This is a genomic window from Pseudoalteromonas tunicata (assembly GCF_002310815.1).
In the GTDB taxonomy this organism is placed as follows: Bacteria; Pseudomonadota; Gammaproteobacteria; order Enterobacterales; family Alteromonadaceae; genus Pseudoalteromonas; species Pseudoalteromonas tunicata.
In genome coordinates this window covers 3,942,874-3,961,405 of record NZ_CP011032.1, presented here as the reverse complement: position 1 = coordinate 3,961,405, position 18,532 = coordinate 3,942,874, and the positions used below count along the sequence as shown (strand labels likewise).

The following is an 18,532-nucleotide window of genomic DNA, read 5'->3' as shown; positions in this document are numbered from 1 at the left end:
GAGGCTAGAATGGCAATGACTGTTCACTTGGATGTAGTAAGCGCCGAAAAGACTATCTTTTCTGGTCGTGTAGAAACGCTTCAAGTTTCAGGTAGTGAAGGTGAGTTGGGTATTTACCCAGGACACGCTCCATTATTGACAGCCCTAAAACCTGGTATGGTTCGTGTAGTTAAGCAAAACGGCGACGAAGAGATGATCTACGTTGCTGGCGGTACATTAGAGGTTCAACCTGGAAATGTAACTGTACTTGCTGATATTGCTACTCGTGCAGAAGACCTTGACGAACAAACAGCACTAGATGCTAAACGCCGTGCTGAAGAGCATATGGCTAAAGCTGATGCTGGTGATTTTGATTACGCAGAAGCTGCAATTGAATTGTCTCGTGCAATCGCGCAGTTAAAAGTACTTCAAACACTTCGTAAGTAAGCATTGTACCAAATTAAAAAGCCACCCAAGGGTGGCTTTTTTTATATCTAAAATTATTTAAATCTACGTAACCTCTTATTAATTCGATAAAGAACCGCGTCCGAATTAAATATGAAAAAAAAACACGTTCCTTTTTTTGCTTAAACAACGGTTTTACCCATACTTTCTATGAGCTAGGTAAATGCTGGTTTGGATTGAATGTCATCAAGGAAAGGAACATAAGATGAAGATTAGGACTAAATTAATCCTTATGATGATAGCGCTCGCTATCATTCCACTAATTAGTCTTTCTATATTGCTTGGAAAGACAACAATTAACAGTGTGCTAAATACTGCAATAACCGAAAGTGAAAACTCACTAGTTGCATCTCGAGAGCAGAAAAAGCAGCAAATAGAGGGTTATTTTCATGGCCTTGAAAGCCAGGCTATTTCCTTAGCTAATAACTTAATGGTGGTTGACGCAGCGACGCATTTTAAACAAGGTTTTTTTGAACCAGCTACCTTAAATAGTAGTGAGCTTTTTCGTAATGTGAGCCAGTTTTATCAAAATCAATTTGATGGTGAGTACGCCCGTCGAAATGGTAATAAAAAGATCGACAGTGCCATTTTATACCAATCGGCAGACCCAATAACCTTATATTGGCAAAATCAATACATAGTACAAAATAGCAATAAATTAGGCGAGAAGGAGTTACTTAATAAAGCAGTTGATGGGTCTAGCTATTCACAATGGCACCAACTTTATCATCCAATTTTTAGAGATTACGTGAAACAATTCGGTTTCTACGATCTATTTATTATCGATGCCAGTACCAGTAAAGTGCTTTATTCAGTTTATAAAGAAGCTGATTATGCTACTCAGCTCAATAGTGGCGAAATGCAAAAAACTGGACTGGCAAAGGCTTATTCGAATGCAATTAACTTAAGTAAAGATCAAACTTATCTATCAGATTTCTCTCCTTATTTACCGTCATATTTTGATGGTGCAGCTTTTATTTCAACTCCAATTTATCAAGGTGATCATTTGGTTGCTGTTCTAGCCTTGCAAATGCCTATTGGTAAAATTAATACGGTAATGACAAATAATAAAAACTGGCTCAATGTTGGTATGGGGAAATCGGGTGAAACTTATTTAGTTGGACCCGATAAGCTGTTACGAACAGAAAGTCGATTTTTAATTGAGAACAAAGCAGGGTTGATTGATGTCTTAAGTCAAAGTGCCCCTCAAGTTGCAGAGAAAATAGCTAATAAACACACAGCGATAGGTATTTTACCAGTCACAAGTCCAGGAGTCGGATTAGGTCTTGCTGGTAAATCAGGATTTCAAGAATATATCGATTATCGGGGCGAACCTGTTTTTTCAGCGTATGCGCCAGTTAAAGTCGGCGATATGACTTGGGTATTGATGAGTGAAATTGATAAGGCAGAGGCGCTAGCCAGTGCCAATACCTTGCTTGAAAATATCGTATTAATCTCTTTTGCGGTTACGCTCTTTATTGGTTTAATTGCATTAGTAGTGAGTTGGCTGTTTTCTCAATCAATTACTAAACCTTTGCAGCATCTTATTAATAATCTGAAAGATATTGCTACTGGTGGCGCAGATTTAACTCGTCAGCTAGAGGAGGCTAATCGTAAAGATGAAATTGGTGAATTAGGTAAAGCCTTTAATCTGTTTAATTTATTCATCAAAGAACTAGTAATCGATATTAAAAATACCAGTGAGCATCTAGCAGCTTCATCATCTCAGCTAAGTGGCAGTACTGAAATTGCCATGGATGCAGCCGCTAAACAAAAAACTCAAACCGAAATGGTTGCAGCAGCAGTTGAGCAATTTCATGCATCGATTAGAGAAGTAGCAATGAATACTGAACAATCATCAGATTCTTCTGAAAATGCCGATTCAATTTCTAAACAAAGTGCAGAGTTTGCAGAGCAAGCACGCCAGCAAATAGATAAATTAGTTACAGGCGTTAAACAAGCGTCAGTAGCAATCTCAGATCTGAATAATGAAGTAGATGAAATCAACTCAATTTTAGTGGTAATTGATGAAATTGCAGAGCAAACAAATCTACTGGCACTTAATGCAGCGATAGAAGCGGCCAGGGCGGGTGAACACGGTCGTGGCTTTTCGGTTGTTGCCGATGAGGTACGAAGCCTTGCAGCTCGCACTCAGGTCAGCACAGTTGAAATACAAAATCGTATTAATGCATTAAAAACCGCGGCAACAACGGCGGTTTCATCGATGGATCATGCTGCATCAATGGCTGAGTCGGGTATCGATTTAGTGTCACAAGTACGAAACCGCTTAGTTGATGTTTCAAATGTAATCGCGAGCTTATCGTTAATGAATGCATCGATAGCACAGGCGGCTAATCAGCAAAAATTTGCAGCAGACTCTGTATCTGAAAGCATTTGCTCAATAGATGAATATGCTCAGTCTAATGCTGCTCTTTCTATTCAAGTGAAAACATCATCACAAGAATTAAACTGCCAAGCCACCAGCCTTTCAAATTTAGTTGGTCGTTTTAAAACGTCTTAATTAAATTACATGCCCAGAAACAAAGGGTTAACTTTTTAGTTAACCCTTTTTATTTTTCACATGAAATATTTAAATCCAGTCTTGGATGAGAGATTTTCTAACTCATTGAATTAAAAGTAAATATCTGAATTATTCATCTCTAACCAGAGATTTTCAAGGCTAACAAAGCAGATTGGCGCGTCAATAGCTAGCCTATTGCAAGTTAATTCAACGTTTTTAGTGTTGAAAATAGCTGCCTGATAGTGATTTCTTATCCAGTATTGAGGTTATTTAATAAGCGATAACGCTGTCTTAAGTTATTTTTGACTTATATCCGTCAACGATCCCCGTTACAATAGCGCCCATTCAAATTGGGTTATTTTTGATTCACATTTTACTATTTTCAAACTGAATTTAATTCGGTTATGCAAGCGCACAGGACAGTGGCTGAAAATAATGAAGAGCGTGAAGCTGACCAACTCAATTAAAACAAAGAAAAAAGGAAATTGTTTTAATGTCTTTAACTACAGTCATCCTTGCCGCAGGCAAGGGAACACGTATGCGCTCAGCGTTACCAAAAGTTCTGCATAAAGTAGCAGGTAAAGCGATGGTGCAACATGTCATCGATAACGCTAAAGCACTGGGTGCGACCACCACTAATTTAGTTTATGGTCACGGCGGTGAGTTGTTGCTTGAACAACTTGCTCATAACGAAGCTAATTGGGTATTACAAGCCGAGCAGCTCGGTACAGGTCATGCGGTGGCGCAAGCTGTGCCTCACATCAATGATGACGATACCGTATTGGTATTGTATGGCGATGTGCCACTGACGCGCCAATCAACACTTGAGCGTTTACTTGCTGTTACGCCTAAAAATGGCTTAGCTGTACTTACCGTGCATTTAACCAACCCAAATGGTTATGGACGCATGTTGCGTGATAACGGCAAGCTGGTGGGTATTATTGAACAAAAAGATGCAAGCCCAGAGCAGCTGGCTATCACCGAAGTTAATACCGGCATCATGGCGGTAAATGGTGGGTTATTAAAAGGCTGGCTTAGTCGTTTATCTAATAACAACGTGCAAGGCGAATATTATTTAACGGATATCGTCGCCATGGCGCACGCAGATGGCATCGAAATCACCTCAGCGCATCCTGATCACCCAATGGAAGTTGAAGGCGCTAATAACCGTGTTCAGTTAGCTGGCTTAGAGCGAGCATTGCAACAATGGCAAGCCGAAACCTTAATGCTGAATGGCGCAACGCTTGCCGACCCTGCGCGTATTGATGTGCGTGGCAACGTTACAACAGGTGAAGATGTCTTAATTGATATCAACGTTATTTTTGAAGGGAATGTCACCCTAGGTCACAATGTGGTGATCGGTCCTAATTGCGTACTGAAAAACTGCACTATTGGTGATGGCACTGTGATTAAAGCCAATACCATGATAGAAGATGCCACTGTTGCCGCTAAATGTACCTTGGGCCCCTATGCGCGCTTACGTCCAGGCTCAGTGATGGAAGAAGACTCACACGTTGGTAACTTTGTCGAAATGAAAAAAACCCGCTTAGGTAAAGGCTCAAAAGCCAATCATCTTACTTATTTGGGTGACGCGGAAATTGGCGAAAAAGTAAATATTGGTGCAGGTACTATTACGTGTAACTACGATGGCGTAAATAAATCAAAAACCATCATTGGTGATAATGCGTTTATTGGATCTAATTCATCACTGGTTGCGCCAGTTAACATTGGCACTATGGCAACCATTGGTGCAGGCTCAGTGATTACAACTTCAGTGAATGATGAACAGTTAGCGGTCGCACGCGGCAAACAACGTAACCTTGATGGTTGGCAACGACCGGTTAAGAAGTAATAAATAAAAGAATTTATTAAGTAAAAATGCCATCTTAAGATGGCATTTTTATGGTGATTTTTCAGTTAAAACCGCAGCTTAATTTTCTTTATTAAAAAAGCACCAGCCCATTTAAGTATTTTTTTCCATAAAGCGGCTTTTATTGTGGCATGTTTTCTACTCTTACTGCGCTGTGGCGCTTGCATCGGTTTTTTACCTGCCGCACTTAAAAACAAACTTTTTATATGCTCATTACGCGCTGCCTGAATACCTTTTCGGTTACTTTCTTGTGCCGCTAGTTGCCAGTTTTGTTGTTTAATAGCCTGATGTAATTTGGGCCACTTGTGCTGTAAATTAGTGGTGCCGACGTTGTAGGCTAAATCGAACAAGGCAATTTGTACTGGGCTAGGTAGTTGTTCAAAGTCGCAGTTATAACCTCGGCTGCGTTTAAAAACTTGGCGCAATTCGTGGTGAAAGCTGCGCAAATGTTCTTCATGAATGCTGTTAATCGTTTGCTCTGGTAAACGCAATTTACAAAAGGCGTGATACCACGAGGCATTATAGCCTGCTGGTTTTTGTTTTATGGTTTGATATTCAGCAATTTTTTCTTGTTCAGATGCAGGTTCTCCATCACTGATACGGATCATTGCCAGCTGAGTAAAAGCGGCTAAGTTAGCTACACAATGACCAATCCCTATTGTTGGATAGCCATTGGTATTTAAATACAAATGATCCGTTTTACCTTCAAACAGTACTAAATTTTCGGCAATACATTGGCGAACAGCAGAGTTGAGTGGCATAGCGAGTAAGCAAAAAAATACAATAATACATTTTAAGCGAGAGTTTTAATGCTGAAACTCGATTTGCGCCCAGATAGCAGGCATCAGCGATGAACTACCAAAGAAATGACAATAAAAGAGATGCCCAGAGCAAATATGCAAAACTTGTTTTCCTTTTTTAATCATGGCAGTTTGTTTGCCAAGCTTATTCACGCAAGGACGTAGAGTTGAAAATCAAGATTAACATTGTTGATGCCTTTACTCATACTCGATTTAAAGGTAATTCAGCGGCGGTGATCATTACCGACACTTGGCTCACTGATGATCAAATGCAGCAAATTGCGACGGAAAATAATTTGTCAGAAACCGCTTATCTTATTCCACAAGGTTTACAAGAATTTGCCATTCGTTGGTTTTCACCGTTAACAGAAATAGACTTTTGTGGCCATGCCTCGCTCGCCAGTGCCTATGTTTTGTTTCAAAGCCATCCTGATTTTGAGCACCTTATCTTTCATACTGAGAAATTGGGCAGTTTTAAGGTGCAGCAATGTGATAATGGTTTTATCGAAATGGACTTTCCTAATTGTTGCCCCCAGCCCATTTCTGATATTCCCGCTGCATTATTGGTGGGTTTATCGATTAAACCGCAGCAAGTACTGAAAAGTGAACAGGCTTATTTTGCGGTGTATGCCAATGCAAGCGATGTTGAAACTGTTCAATATGACAGCTCGCAACTTAAATGCCTTGCCCCGTTTGATGTGGTCGTCACAGCGCAAGCTACGCAGTTGAGTCCGTATGATTTTATTTCTCGTTATTTTTGGCCCGCCAATGGCGGTGATGAAGACCCTGTTACAGGTTCAATTCATGCCGGTCTTGCGCCATTTTGGGCTGAAAAGCTCAATAAAACCGAGCTTTTTGCCTATCAAGCGTCCAAACGAGGTGGCGAACTGCATTGTAAAATCCAAAATGACCGGGTTTTAGTTTCAGGTCAAGCTGTGCAATATCTTGAAGGTGTGCTGACCCTGACGGATTAGCATAAGTATTAGTTAATGGCTGCGCTGTGGTTATTAAGAAAGATCTCAGCCAGTTGTAAACTGATTTTACCAAAGTCCCAAAATACCTCTGTATTGGTATTAATATTAATCGCAATGGCGGTTTTATATTTTGGTAATACTATTAATAAACTTTGCGACCCTCTAGAAACTCCTCCGTGATGAATGAATTTGGTTTTACCCAATGGAGCGGCAAGTGCTGCTTCCCCAACTCGCCAGCCCAACGCATAATTTTGTTCATTTACTTGGCCATTTGCCAACTTTTGGGGTGTCCAAAAGAGCGATTTTATTTCGTCAGATAAATAATGTGGGTTTAAATAAGCGGAGCCTAGTTTAACTAAATCGCTCGGAGTTGATAAAAAACCACCAGCAGCGAGTCGATGACTTAAATTGACACTTCGCCAAGGTCGTAAAAGATGGCTTTGTGACGCATTTTGCCAATAAAAAGTCGCTTGGTTAGGGGTTTTATTACTTTGTGATTCAGCTTGAGTGGCATCCATTAATAAAGGCGAAAAAACCCGTTGTTGCATCACATCTAAATAGGTCGAACCGCTTACCTGTTGCATCAACGCGCTTAAAAGCACAGTACCATAACTTGAGTAGCTAAATTGTGTGCCAGGCTTAAACAATAACTCGCTACTATCAAATAATTCAAGTGCATCTGTAACATCATCAAATTGCTCATTTAGAGCGATGCTTTTATATAAACCAATTAAATCGGTATTGTTCTTATAGTGAGGTAGGCCTGATGTATGTGAAGCTAATTGACGAGCGGTGACTGATTGCCAAGCAGGATTCGCAATAGGATTAAAGTAATATGAAAGTGGTGCATCAAGGTCAATCATTTTATCTGCGACCAATTGCGCCAATGCCGTTGCCGTAAGTGCTTTTGATGTGCTGCCAATTCGAAATTGAGTTGCTGTGGTTGCGGAGCATTGGCACGCTAAATCGGCATAACCAGATGCCCCAGCCCAAATGAGTTGCCCGTCTATTGCAACAGCGGCAGAGATTGCAGGGCTATTAATACGCTGTTGTTGCTGATGTAATAATGCCATAGCTTGCTTTGCAGAATTGGCATATTGCACTAAATAAGTGGTTTGCTGCTGAGGCAAACTTTCGGGTAAATGAAAAGTAGCATCTTGCCAATAAGGCAAATCGCCTTTATGGGCATAAAAGCCATAGACGGGTACTAATAACCAGACTAGTAGTGCCAAAATAATTATGACAATGAGTGATTTTAATTTAGACATTATATTTGCTCCATAAAATTCAATGGCGGCTAATATGCTGTTTTTAATGTGGTTAAATCTTGCTGATTTTAAATAATTAACACTGATTTTAAATATTTTTGCGAAATTCGCTCGGGGTGATCCCTAGTTGCTCCTTAAAAGCTCTATTAAAGGGGCCAATCGAACCATAACCTAAATCTAAAGCGATGGTTAAAATCGGGATGCGAATGTTATCTATATCTGAAAACGCTTCACACGCTGCTGCAATGCGATAGCTATTTAAGAAGGTGGTAAAGTTTTTGAATCCCAGCTCTTGGTTAATTAACTCACGCAAATGATGTTCAGGCATGGCAAGTTGTAACGCTAGGGCTTTAACCGTTAAGTTACTTTGTTTAAAGCCTCCGTTTTCCATTAATTCAAGCAAGGTCTGGTATTGTTTTTTAAACGTCCGTGAAACCGGATCAGATATGGGGGGTGTCGATTGTTCAAGGTTTATATTGGGCTCTTCGCTGTTTTTTAAGGTAATTAAAGGTATGTGCTGGATAAATTTGAGCTGATAAATTGAAAAGAGGCCAATAGAGATAAAAATAAGCAGCGCATTAAAAAGAGTAAAATACTCGGAGTTTTTTATATTGGTATTGAGTAATTCAATACTAGCCAGCGAGATAAAATAAATACAGCCATAAACCATTAAGTAAACTCGGTGCTTGCGTCGTTCATTGATTAAATCATCTGCTAAATCATGTGCGCAGATATAAATAATATGAACTAACAAAATAATGGCCATTAGGTGATTAAAAGTATGAAACCAACCTTGGCCTTGTAAGACAACAAAAAAATAAGCAAACCACCCTAAAGCCAAACATAACAAACTATTAAACCAAAAAGGCCACTTAGCGGGTGAACAGGTCTGATTGACTAAGGAATAGGCAAATAACCAAAAAACCCAAGGCAGTAATTCGGTTAAGAATAAAAATACCCCTCTAAATGGAGTAAAGCGCAGAGCATCATTCGAAATTGTCATGATTAAGTAGCCAGCAATACAAGCGATCAGTACCCGAGCAAGTGTTTGGTTAAATCGTGTTTTTGTACTTACTAAGCAAAATAAAAGTGCTAATTGGCCAAGTGCCATAAAGCGGATTAGGAGCTCGGTTAATTGAAAGGTTGAAAATTGCATTGTTGCCTAGCTCCAAAATACTTAGCGATTAAACTAACAAAAATAACCGCTAAAAAATAGCGCTGTAAGATCCTATTTATTGTGAGATAGTTAGCTTATCTGTACCTCATTAATAACTAAAATGAATAAACTCTTTTTGATTGCTGGTGGTTTAAGTGCTGTGGCTGCGTTGTTGCATTTAGGCTGTATTTATTTTGGTGCATCTTGGTATCGCTTTTTTGGTGCCGGTGAACAAATGGCGCAATGGGCCGAGCAAGGCTTAATAAAACCGACACTCATAACGTTATTTATCTTTAGCGTATTAAGTGTATGGGCTATGTATGCATTTTCTGCTGCTGGGCTTATTTTGCGACTGCCGCTGTTGCGATTAGGGTTAGTATTAATTACAGCAGTGTATTTAGTGCGAGGGATTGCAGGGTTTTTCTTTTATGCCAACCCAATGGGGCGCAGCCCTGAGTTTTGGCTTTGGAGTTCAGGCATTTGTTTAACCATAGGTGTAATTCATAGCGTAGCACTGGCGCTGTCATGGCAAAAATTAGCAGTGCCAAATTAGTAGTATCAAATTAGAAATATAATAAAACATAAAAAGGAACAGGATATGACACAAACACAACTTATAGGCACGTTTCAAATCACCAATTGGCAAGAAACTCCTTATAGCGAAAGTGATACGGGTGCTAAACAAAGCCTTGCAATTATTAGCCAGCAATACAGTGGCGATGCCGAAGGCACAAGTGAGCTGAGGTATTTAATGAGTTATCAACCTGATGGCACAGCGCAGTTTGTTGGCTTTGAAACGTTTACTGGCACTATTAATGGTCAAGCTGGCACCTTGGTTTTACAACACCAAGGGCAATTTGTTGCGGGAGTTGCCAGCTCTACGTTTAGTATTGTTGAAGGCTCTGGTACAAGTGAACTGGCTACGGTCAAAGGTGAAGGATCTTTTACCACCGTAGAGCATAGCCAAGCTAATTATCAAATCTCACCGAGCTAGTTGATGGCAAAACTGTTGTTGATGAGGGCTGTGCTCCTAATCGATTAGCGTTACATTTGCTTAAAAAGATGCTGATAGCTGCGGCTAACATTTAAGCGGACAGGCTGGCCGGTTTTGGCGCTTTGTTTTAAATAAACAAACAAATATCCCGAGAAATCGCGCTCAACTTTCGCAATTTGGCTGACGCGGACAATGCAATTGCGATGCACCCGCCAAAAGACATCAGAGTCGAGTTGTTCTACTAAGCTGGTGATAGTGGTTTTGATTAAATATTTTTCCTCATCGCAGCTTACTGTGGTGTATTTATCTTCAGCCAGAAAATAGTCAACTTCTGCAATATCAATCATATGAATCACATTGTTTTTACTGGCTCGGATCCATTTCAGTTGTGCTGTAGGTGCAGTAGCGGGTAGTACTTTTTCGAGCAAGGCGAGTAGTTTTTGTTGCTCAGTAGTGTTATTTGCCTCGGGCTCGTTGTTTTGTTTTTCGGCCAGCTGAGTTTTTAACCTTAGAATCGTTTTATTAAGCCTTTCTTCTTCAATTGGCTTTAATAAATAATCAATTGCTTGGTTTTCAAACGCTTCAACAGCGTGCTGATCGTAAGCGGTGGTAAATACCACATGAGGAATTTTATCTAATCCCGTAAAGCGTTTACACAAACTAATGCCGTCAAGCGCCGGCATGCGAATATCTAAAAATGCAATATCAGGTTCTGTCTCTAGTACTTTTTCCCACGCATCTTCGCCATCACTCGCTTGCGCAATAATGGTGAGTTCAGGCCAAAGTTCATCGAGTAAATGAATTAAATGACGGCGTAATAAAGGTTCATCATCCGCAATGAGCGCTGTGTAAACTTGTGACATTAATTGGCACCTCCATATAAACTTTTACCCCATTTTCGAGATACGAAAACGAGAATTGCGCTGCATCACCATAGAGTTGGCTCAGGCGATCTTTAATATTTTGCAGGCCAATATTATGGCCTTTATGCGAATGTGATTCGTGTTCTTGGCAGTCATTATAAATGGTGAACTGCAGCTTATTATTGTGCACCGCAATCGTTAAGCTCAGCAAGCCACCGTTTTTTAACGGCTCGATACCATGTACCACCGCATTTTCAATTAAGGGTTGTAGTAACATGGGTGGCAGTAGCATGGTATCGCTAAGTTGGTCGGTAATATCAAACTGGGTTTGTAAACGCTCGCCCAACCGTATTTGTTGGATGGCTAAATAAGCTCGATTAAATTTGAGTTCTTGATTAATTGTCAGCCATTCATCACGTGTACGAGTGAGGCTTTGGCGTAATAACGATGTGAGAGCGCTCAGCATTTTACTGGCTGTTTTTGGCTCAATGGCAATGAGTGCCTGAATATTCGCTAAGGTATTAAATAAAAAATGCGGCTCAATTTGTGACTGTAATAAACGCAATTGGGTTTCGAGTAGCTTTTTATCTTGTTCAGAACGCTCAAGGGCTGCTTTATCAAGTGCTTGCTGTAATAAATACGATTGTTCATTACGATAATAAAGATAACTGATGAGTATAGTAATCACTGTCGTGATCAGCATGATATTGATATACGCATCAAGGGCCAAGTTTAAGGTTTTAATGTGAAACTGGGCACTGAGCCAAGCGGGGATTGATGCACAGAGCGTAATCGCAAAAAGCGATGCAATAGCATATTGGATGGGTAACGGCATCTTAGGAAAATAATGCATCAGCATGATTTTGCTGTAGCGAATGGTAAAACCCATCACAATAGCAATGCTCACCGACAGCCAGAGGTACGTTGATAAATCGATTAAAAATAACAGCGTACCAATTAAACAACAAATTAATAATAATCTAAGGTCTTTTAATCGCTCGGGATTTAATTGCACAGTGGGTTCCTATTAAAAACATTCATAATGAATATTCTCTGTTCCTTACATAGTACTTTGTTTTGCAATAAATTTTAACAATAAATTGACATTATTATCTCTGAGAGTGGAGCCCAATAATATCAATAAAATCAGTACTAAGTTTGCTTTTTGTGTCAGTTTTTTCTGGGTCAAATAATGTGCTTTGTAACGTTTAATATATAACATCTCATTGTTTTTAATGATTTTTACTGTATCCTGATGCCGTCTCTAATTTCGATAAATACTGGAAGTTGTTATTTTGTTGTTGTGCTCTGAAGTGGCTAAAAGTTATCGATTTGCAGATTTCACTTTATTAGTAAATCAGACTTTGAGTAAAAGTGGTGTTGAATTAACAATCGAACCGCAGGTTTTGACCGTATTAGTTTATCTTATTGAAAATAATGACCGATACATCAGTACGCAAGAGTTACACGATGCACTTTGGCAAGGGCGTGTAGTTAGTGATACTGCTATACGTAGAGCTGTCGGTAAATTACGTGTGATATTGGGTGATGATGCAAAAGAACCCAATTTTATCAAATCTGTTTCAAAGCGCGGTTATCGATTTGTGGCTGAACTAAGTGCAAATGAGACCGTGGACCTCAAAGCCGATGAGTTCGCAATATCTGCTACTGAAATTAACCACAATAGGGGAAGGTTGTACTTTATCGTTTCGGCGATTTTTATATCTTGCTGTCTCCTTTATTATTTTTTTTGGAACCAACCTAGTTTTACTCCTCGTTTATTAAGTGAAAAAATAGACTTTCCTGGTGATAAAGTGGCGTTGAGTTCTTCTATAGATGGCAGCCAAATTGTGTTTGCTTCACAAGTCCATCAAGTTGATGGTTATCAGCTATTTAAATACCTTCCAGCAAATAATACTTTGCAACAATTGACCACTAATCAACATAACGTTGTGAGTAGTGCAATTATAAATAATGATAGCCAATTGGTGTTTGTGGACTTTATTTTAGGCCAGTGCTCTATAAAAATACTGCAACTAGATAAGGGTAATATTAATAAAATTAAAGTATTAGTCGATGGCTTTTACCTTATTTCAGATGTGGTTGCGATTGCTGGAGAGGCGGGGTTTTATTTTAATGGTTTAAAAGAAAGTAATGGTAATACACAGCTTTATTATTATGACACAGCCCTTCAAACAGTCATTCCAATCAGTAAAGAATTTATAGTGGGTGAGCATACTTATAAAACGGCTGTATCTCCTAATGCAGAACTGCTAGCGACCATAACTTTGCATGATGTTAATAATCAGCATGAAATTCGAATTAAAGACCGCCACAGTCAAAGCGTATTAAAGCGTTATTATCATCCAAGTTCAATTTATGACATCGAATGGCTCGATGCGCATACTTTGGTTATTTTAGACTCAATAGCCATGACATCGATTAACCTAGCAAGCGGTGAGAAAAAACAACTGCTTAACAAACATAATATTACTGAAATATCGGTTGGAAAAAAACGAGGTTTGATTGCATTACAAAATGAAATTAGCTCAGGATATTTCACAGAATACAATATTGAACAATCGCAACTTGTGAATGCAAAAATAATCGATAGTAGTAAATCGGTACTGCAAATTCGATATATTGGCTCTGGCGAGAGTTATTTATTATATAAAAAGAACCATGATCAATACGATGTGATCTTAAAAGAAAATAACCAAGAAAAAATCCTGTTTTCTTCAACCAAAAAGCTAAGAATTATCGATTTTAACCTCGCAGAACAGCAGCTTCTTTTAAAGCTAGATAATCGGTATTTACTTGTTGATATAAAAAGTAGCGAAAAGATATATATCACTCAACCCGACCAATTTATAAGCGACACTGCAAATTTTAGCTCAGATAATGATTTTATTTTATATGCTGAAAAATCTCGCCAAGGTTGGAGAATTATACAATATGAAATAAAAACAGGGTTAAAAAGCGAGTTGTTTCAAGGTTTCAAAATCATAAAACCTCGACCTGAAGGCTATATCTTGATAGATGAGGATGATGGTGTCGTACAATATGATAAAGCTACTGAGCAATTTAAAAAACTCGATATTGAGTTACTTAAAGAGCTTAATAGCCAGTGGGTATTACTCGATAAAGACTTGTATTGGATGAGTTTTGATTTAGGTAATAAATACCTAAATAAATTCGATATTCTAACTGAAAAATTACAGCGTTTTACCGTTGATAGTACCTTATCAGATTTAAATTTCGATCTAAATAATACTGGGACTAAAGTGGTAGTAAAGGTGGGAGCTCATAAAAATACAGAAATAGTTTCTTTGCCATCTTGTTGTTTTTAAAAAAATAAATCGTTGGTTATAAAAAAGTAACAGCTTGGTTGTTTTGTTTTGTCGCTAAAAAACATACATATTGTGCACTTTGATTACTCAACCTAAAGTCTGGCATGATGAATAAGGTTGAACAGTCAAAGATCATTAATTAAATTAAGGAAAAGTACATAATGAATAACAAAAATACTCTTTTACTCCCTGCATTGGTAATTGCATTTTCGATGACTTTCTCTGCAGTATCACAATCAGCGATTACAGCTAAAGACGCGACAGCTACACCATCAAATGACACTATTATCTGTAAATTATTACCTCAAGTTTGCAAAGTCCAAGATTAATATCTTCGGCAGGTTGGTGCTTTTTAAGCATAGTAAGTTGCTATTATGAAATCATATAAATCAGCTCATTGGATATTTGATGAAAATAAACAAGAGCTAAAATATCTTGATGGAACAACAAAGCGGCTTCCTGCTCGCTTAAATAATTGTTTGGCCTCATTGTTAAAAGCACAAGGTCAAACGGTTATTTATGATGAGTTATTAGAGGCGGTATGGGGGACTATTTATCGTGATTATAATACCATTGCATCGGTAGTTTCTGAGTTAAGAAAACTAATAAATTGCCGCAGTTCAAAAGTTAACTATATAGTTACCGTGCCAAAAAAAGGCTATCGCTTCTCATGTTATGAGCATATTCAGCTAGTTGATAGCCAAGAAAATAATGCATTAGAACAAAACATTGATAGCCATAATACTGAACTTAAAGACGTCGCAACAGAAATTGAGCCCCAATTAGCGCCTCAAAATGCGATTATTGAATCACCACAGGTGATAAAATCACCTTCTTCAATTAATACCGTTGTTAATTCTTCCTCTTCCTTTACTGGCCGTAAAAAAGCTCTTACTTACAGTTTTGCGTTAGTCATTCTTTTAATTGTATGCGCCGCTGTATTACTGAGACCTTATTTTTCATCAGATAATTTAAATATTCACAGTAGTAAAACAGAGGTGCTAACCCATGAATATGGGCGTGAATTAGAATTCGACTTAAGCCAAGATAAGCAATGGCTTGCCTATGTACACGAGAATGATTTAGGTAAAGATTTATTATTAAAAAATATTAAAACAGGAATTACAGCCGGTTTATTTGCAGATCAAAATTTGTATTATTCATCTCCATCGTTCAATTATACCAATAATGCACTTTTATACTTGGAGCATAGTGATAGAGGCTGTGAAATGTTTCAAATTGGTATTAATAACGAAGGCTTTTTGGCAAATGAAAAGCGCAAAATAACTCAGTGCGGCCTAAAAGATTCTTGGGTGACTACCGCATACGATAAACATAGCGATGCCGTTTTTTTTGCTCGCTCTGAGTCAATTGCTGAGCCATATCGAATTTTCAAACATGATTTACAAACCGGTTATGAGCGTAATATTACTTCACCACCTTCAACTGGTCGTGGCGATTATTCCTTTGCGTTATCACCAGATGGTTTAAGCTTGGCTTTTGTACGTAATGTCTTATGGGAAAAGTCGAGTATTTGGCTGCTCAATTTGGCCAATGGCGAAACCCGTCAGTTGTTTGAAATCCCCTATTTATTAGAGTCGATTGCTTGGATGGGTGATCACGCCATTTTGTATAGCACTGGGCATGATTTAATGCGTTTTAATCTTGCGAGCAAAGAAAGTGAATTGGTAAAGCGGTTTTCTAAACCGGTGAAGTATCCAAATACTGACGAAAGTAATATTTATGTTTCGCGCGGTCAGTCACTTGTTTCAGATATTTGGCAATTAAATCTTCAACGACTGACTACGGAACGCATTATTGCGAGCGATTATATCGACAGCGCCCCTATAATTTCAGCACAAGGAACATTATTTTTATCGAATCGCTCTGGTCATCATGAGTTATGGCAGCGAGGTGGGAATCAAGAAATCAAAGTGATGGATCTAATCGGAGAGCTTGAAAAAGTAAAAAATATTAAAGAATTAGATCATGAATTTTTGGTGGGAATTCTAGGCGGTCGAATTGTAAAAATAAATAAAACCAGTCATGAGGTGGTGTGGTTAAGCGCAGAGGAAAAGAAAATTGATAGTTTCACGCTTTCTGCCAAGCAGACTAAATTAGTCTACGCCACTGAATTAAATGAAGCCTGGTTTATTGAGCAGCTTGATATTGCCACTGGCAAGCTTGAGTTCTTTGGTATTGAAGGTTTCACCGCTAAATATTGGCAAAATAAAATATTATTAACCAATTTTAGAGCTCCGGGTTTGTGGCTTTACGATCCTATTACTCGGGAGCGGCAATTAATTGATGCAAGTTTTGAGGTTTTTTCTGCTAATAAATGGGCGGTACTTAATAATCATCTTATTTTAGTAAAGAAAAATGAAGTCTCCGTTTTTGCTTTGAATGCAGGGCAGCTGACATTGATTAAAGCTTTAGCTGTACCTGGTGATCCACGTAGTATTTCGTGCGACAGTGTTAAACAAGTGTGTCAGTTTGATTTGTTTGCCAAAGGCAGTACTGAGATTATCAAGCTCGTGTTTTAACTTATTATAATAATTTAAAATAAAAACAATGGTTTGAATTTTTAAAATGAGCATTCAAACCATTATCGACCCGATTTAAGTCATCTATTTAGCTTGGGATTATTTTGTTTGAGCTTGGCTCAGTGAGGCAAGACGTTTATTTATCTGTTTTTGCTCCCAGTGACTATCAAAAATAGCCATTTTTGCGAATAACCCAATTGTACTGAGTCCTTGTAATACAATACCAATACCCCAGCCTAAAGCGGGCCAAATAACCCAAATATAGTCAGGCGATATAATAAAGTTGAGTATGCTTAGCAGTAACATTACAACTACATACTGTAAAACATGGCTATAAAAAGCACGTAAACGCTGCACTTTTTTAATTATTTCAACGGTATTTATTGAATCTGGATGGTTCATCATAACTCCCTATTTAATTGTTGAGCTTGGTAGATTTGTAAGTGATTAAATGCAGCCTCTAACAAAGGTGTAGGCACATTTTTATCGTGGGCGTGCTCAAGTAAATTTCCTAATAAGTTTTCAAGTTCAACAGGACGCCCTGCTTGCATATCTTTGTGCATTGAGGCTGAAAAGGTCGAGTTTGCAACAAGCATGGCGTCTCGTGCCATTTTGTCTGCGCGTGCACGAACCGGATAACCCACTTGTTCAGCGACAGCTTGGCATTCTAGTAATGTGGACTCAATGTATCTTTGGCCATAATCACACGCCATGATTGTGCCTATATTGGCATTCATTAATGTGGTGGTGGCAGCCAATGTATTGATAAAAACAAATTTTTCCCACAGCTCTTGGTGAATATTTGCTGGGGTTCTGGTATTAAAATTAGCTTGTTTGAACAGTGTGAGCATCGATTGGTATTGGCTCGATTGTGCTGTGGCAGCATCTGCAGCGCAGCTCAATTCATGAATAGCGTTAAAATGCTCAATTTGATTAGACGCATTGAGACCAACACTAATATTGCAATAACCAAATAGTACTTGTTCTGTACTAAATGCTTGTTGTAATTGAGCATAATGATTTAGGCCATTAAGCAGCGGCAATATTAGCGTTGTATCGCTCACCGCTGGACGAATATCTTCGATACAGGCCGCTAAGTCGTAAGATTTACACGTTAAAACGATGAGGTCGTAGTGTGAACTAAGTGTGTTATTTGTTACGGTTTTAACTGTTAAGCGGCTGTTTCCTCGACAACTAATCAGGTTTAAACCCGTTTGTGCCAGCATTTGTTGCCGTGCATGGCGCACTAAAAAAGTGATGTCAGCTCCAGCTTCTATCAATCGAGCGCCAAAGTAACCACCAATGCCACCACAGCCGACAATTAGTATTTTCATATCAACTCCTTATTAAGGTGAATAGCAATGACTTGATATTCACCTATTCAACGCCACTCAGTTAGGCTTGCATTGCTTGTTGTTGATAGGCTTGCAGTAAAGCAAATACAGGAATGCCTTCAATAGTCATACCTTCATAATTACAGCTGCTAATAGCAAGGCCATGCAAATTGCTTTCTTTTACTTGGGCATGTTCTAAATTAGCGCCTTTAAATGAGGCGTGTTGATAAGAAACAGACTCAAATTTGGCATGGTCGAATTTCACTTTAGTAAATGCCGATTGGCTAAAGTTAACTTGTTCAAAAGAGGACTCTTTAGCCTCAGCTTCTTCAAATTGACTGTTAGTCATATCAATGTTTAATAGCTCAAGTGAGTGTTCGCAGTTTTCTAATTTAATTGTGTTCATGTTGTTCTC

The 18,532-nt window shown here is 38.6% G+C and carries 17 protein-coding genes; 9 read left to right on the top strand and 8 right to left on the bottom strand.

All coding sequences use genetic code 11. From position 1 onward, the window contains the following. Positions 1 to 9: 9 nt before the first annotated feature. The 3 genes from PTUN_RS17895 (at position 10) to glmU (ending at position 4,817) form a co-directional block, all read left to right on the top strand. Positions 10 to 426: a F0F1 ATP synthase subunit epsilon gene (locus tag PTUN_RS17895; protein WP_009838914.1), complete on the top strand. Its 417-nt coding sequence runs from the start codon at positions 10 to 12 to the stop codon at positions 424 to 426. 223 nt (positions 427 to 649) lie between these two features. Next, a complete protein-coding gene (locus PTUN_RS17890; protein WP_162892533.1) occupies positions 650 to 2,965 on the top strand; it encodes a methyl-accepting chemotaxis protein in 2,316 nt (771 codons plus the stop codon). A gap of 493 nt (positions 2,966 to 3,458) precedes the next feature. Further along, on the top strand, positions 3,459 to 4,817 hold the full coding sequence (gene glmU / locus PTUN_RS17885) for a bifunctional UDP-N-acetylglucosamine diphosphorylase/glucosamine-1-phosphate N-acetyltransferase GlmU (protein ID WP_009838917.1): 1,359 nt from the start codon (positions 3,459 to 3,461) through the stop codon (positions 4,815 to 4,817). A 65-nt stretch (positions 4,818 to 4,882) separates the two neighbouring features. On the opposite strand, the gene PTUN_RS17880 is transcribed toward glmU, so the two are convergent. Next, on the bottom strand, positions 4,883 to 5,596 hold the full coding sequence (locus PTUN_RS17880; RefSeq protein ID WP_009838918.1) for a pesticin C-terminus-like muramidase: 714 nt from the start codon (positions 5,594 to 5,596) through the stop codon (positions 4,883 to 4,885). 206 nt (positions 5,597 to 5,802) lie between these two features. Between PTUN_RS17880 and PTUN_RS17875 the strand changes: the two genes are divergently transcribed. Continuing rightward, entirely contained in the window at positions 5,803 to 6,609 is an 807-nt protein-coding gene (locus tag PTUN_RS17875; protein ID WP_009838920.1) for a PhzF family phenazine biosynthesis protein, read from the top strand. Between the two features lie 8 nt (positions 6,610 to 6,617). Here the strand turns inward: PTUN_RS17875 and PTUN_RS17870 are convergent, their stop codons facing one another. Beyond that, complete coding sequence (locus PTUN_RS17870) at positions 6,618 to 7,877, bottom strand: serine hydrolase domain-containing protein (protein ID WP_009838921.1); 1,260 nt, start codon at positions 7,875 to 7,877, stop codon at positions 6,618 to 6,620. Positions 7,878 to 7,965: 88 nt separating this feature from the next. Then, complete coding sequence (locus PTUN_RS17865) at positions 7,966 to 9,033, bottom strand: AraC family transcriptional regulator (protein WP_009838922.1); 1,068 nt, start codon at positions 9,031 to 9,033, stop codon at positions 7,966 to 7,968. Positions 9,034 to 9,154: 121 nt separating this feature from the next. On the opposite strand from PTUN_RS17865, the gene PTUN_RS17860 reads away from it, so the two are divergent. Together PTUN_RS17860 and PTUN_RS17855 are read left to right on the top strand one after the other, a co-directional pair. Then, positions 9,155 to 9,586 (top strand): hypothetical protein, encoded by a 432-nt coding sequence (locus tag PTUN_RS17860; RefSeq protein WP_009838923.1) that lies wholly within the window; start codon positions 9,155 to 9,157, stop codon positions 9,584 to 9,586. A gap of 45 nt (positions 9,587 to 9,631) precedes the next feature. Beyond that, a complete protein-coding gene (locus PTUN_RS17855; protein WP_009838924.1) occupies positions 9,632 to 10,027 on the top strand; it encodes a DUF3224 domain-containing protein in 396 nt (131 codons plus the stop codon). 50 nt (positions 10,028 to 10,077) lie between these two features. Here the strand turns inward: PTUN_RS17855 and PTUN_RS17850 are convergent, their stop codons facing one another. Further along, on the bottom strand, positions 10,078 to 10,890 hold the full coding sequence (locus PTUN_RS17850; RefSeq protein ID WP_009838925.1) for a LytR/AlgR family response regulator transcription factor: 813 nt from the start codon (positions 10,888 to 10,890) through the stop codon (positions 10,078 to 10,080). Further along, positions 10,856 to 11,905: a sensor histidine kinase gene (locus PTUN_RS17845; protein ID WP_009838926.1), complete on the bottom strand. Its 1,050-nt coding sequence runs from the start codon at positions 11,903 to 11,905 to the stop codon at positions 10,856 to 10,858. The genes PTUN_RS17850 and PTUN_RS17845 overlap by 35 nt, the downstream gene beginning before the upstream one ends. A gap of 298 nt (positions 11,906 to 12,203) precedes the next feature. Here PTUN_RS17845 and PTUN_RS17840 point away from each other — a divergent pair, with 298 nt between their 5' ends. From PTUN_RS17840 to PTUN_RS17835, 3 genes are all read left to right on the top strand, one after another. Continuing rightward, complete coding sequence (locus tag PTUN_RS17840) at positions 12,204 to 14,240, top strand: winged helix-turn-helix domain-containing protein (protein WP_009838928.1); 2,037 nt, start codon at positions 12,204 to 12,206, stop codon at positions 14,238 to 14,240. Between the two features lie 161 nt (positions 14,241 to 14,401). Further along, positions 14,402 to 14,569, top strand: coding sequence for a hypothetical protein (locus PTUN_RS21835; RefSeq protein WP_009838929.1), 168 nt, complete (start codon positions 14,402 to 14,404; stop codon positions 14,567 to 14,569). A 45-nt stretch (positions 14,570 to 14,614) separates the two neighbouring features. Beyond that, positions 14,615 to 16,783: a winged helix-turn-helix domain-containing protein gene (locus tag PTUN_RS17835; protein WP_009838930.1), complete on the top strand. Its 2,169-nt coding sequence runs from the start codon at positions 14,615 to 14,617 to the stop codon at positions 16,781 to 16,783. Between the two features lie 99 nt (positions 16,784 to 16,882). Here the strand turns inward: PTUN_RS17835 and PTUN_RS17830 are convergent, their stop codons facing one another. The 3 genes from PTUN_RS17830 to PTUN_RS17820 form a co-directional block, all read right to left on the bottom strand. After that, positions 16,883 to 17,188, bottom strand: coding sequence for a 2TM domain-containing protein (locus tag PTUN_RS17830; RefSeq protein ID WP_083781283.1), 306 nt, complete (start codon positions 17,186 to 17,188; stop codon positions 16,883 to 16,885). Next, on the bottom strand, positions 17,185 to 18,117 hold the full coding sequence (locus tag PTUN_RS17825; protein WP_009838932.1) for a 2-dehydropantoate 2-reductase: 933 nt from the start codon (positions 18,115 to 18,117) through the stop codon (positions 17,185 to 17,187). Before PTUN_RS17825 ends, PTUN_RS17830 begins: the two co-directional genes overlap by 4 nt. A gap of 61 nt (positions 18,118 to 18,178) precedes the next feature. After that, a complete protein-coding gene (locus PTUN_RS17820) occupies positions 18,179 to 18,523 on the bottom strand; it encodes a pentapeptide repeat-containing protein (RefSeq protein ID WP_009838933.1) in 345 nt (114 codons plus the stop codon). Between the last annotated feature and the right edge of the window lie 9 nt (positions 18,524 to 18,532).

Excerpts from the sequence above, each read along its gene's own strand:
- PTUN_RS17895 (WP_009838914.1), top strand. The coding sequence starts at position 10 with ATGGCAATGACTGTTCACTTGGATGTAGTAAGCGCCGAAAAGACTATC.
- PTUN_RS17890 (WP_162892533.1), top strand. The coding sequence starts at position 650 with ATGAAGATTAGGACTAAATTAATCCTTATGATGATAGCGCTCGCTATC.
- glmU (WP_009838917.1), top strand. The coding sequence starts at position 3,459 with ATGTCTTTAACTACAGTCATCCTTGCCGCAGGCAAGGGAACACGTATG.
- PTUN_RS17880 (WP_009838918.1), bottom strand. The coding sequence starts at position 5,596 with ATGCCACTCAACTCTGCTGTTCGCCAATGTATTGCCGAAAATTTAGTA.
- PTUN_RS17870 (WP_009838921.1), bottom strand. The coding sequence starts at position 7,877 with ATGTCTAAATTAAAATCACTCATTGTCATAATTATTTTGGCACTACTA.
- PTUN_RS17865 (WP_009838922.1), bottom strand. The coding sequence starts at position 9,033 with ATGCAATTTTCAACCTTTCAATTAACCGAGCTCCTAATCCGCTTTATG.
- PTUN_RS17860 (WP_009838923.1), top strand. The coding sequence starts at position 9,155 with ATGAATAAACTCTTTTTGATTGCTGGTGGTTTAAGTGCTGTGGCTGCG.
- PTUN_RS17855 (WP_009838924.1), top strand. The coding sequence starts at position 9,632 with ATGACACAAACACAACTTATAGGCACGTTTCAAATCACCAATTGGCAA.
- PTUN_RS17850 (WP_009838925.1), bottom strand. The coding sequence starts at position 10,890 with ATGTCACAAGTTTACACAGCGCTCATTGCGGATGATGAACCTTTATTA.
- PTUN_RS21835 (WP_009838929.1), top strand. The coding sequence starts at position 14,402 with ATGAATAACAAAAATACTCTTTTACTCCCTGCATTGGTAATTGCATTT.
- PTUN_RS17835 (WP_009838930.1), top strand. The coding sequence starts at position 14,615 with ATGAAATCATATAAATCAGCTCATTGGATATTTGATGAAAATAAACAA.
- PTUN_RS17830 (WP_083781283.1), bottom strand. The coding sequence starts at position 17,188 with ATGATGAACCATCCAGATTCAATAAATACCGTTGAAATAATTAAAAAA.
- PTUN_RS17825 (WP_009838932.1), bottom strand. The coding sequence starts at position 18,117 with ATGAAAATACTAATTGTCGGCTGTGGTGGCATTGGTGGTTACTTTGGC.
- PTUN_RS17820 (WP_009838933.1), bottom strand. The coding sequence starts at position 18,523 with ATGAACACAATTAAATTAGAAAACTGCGAACACTCACTTGAGCTATTA.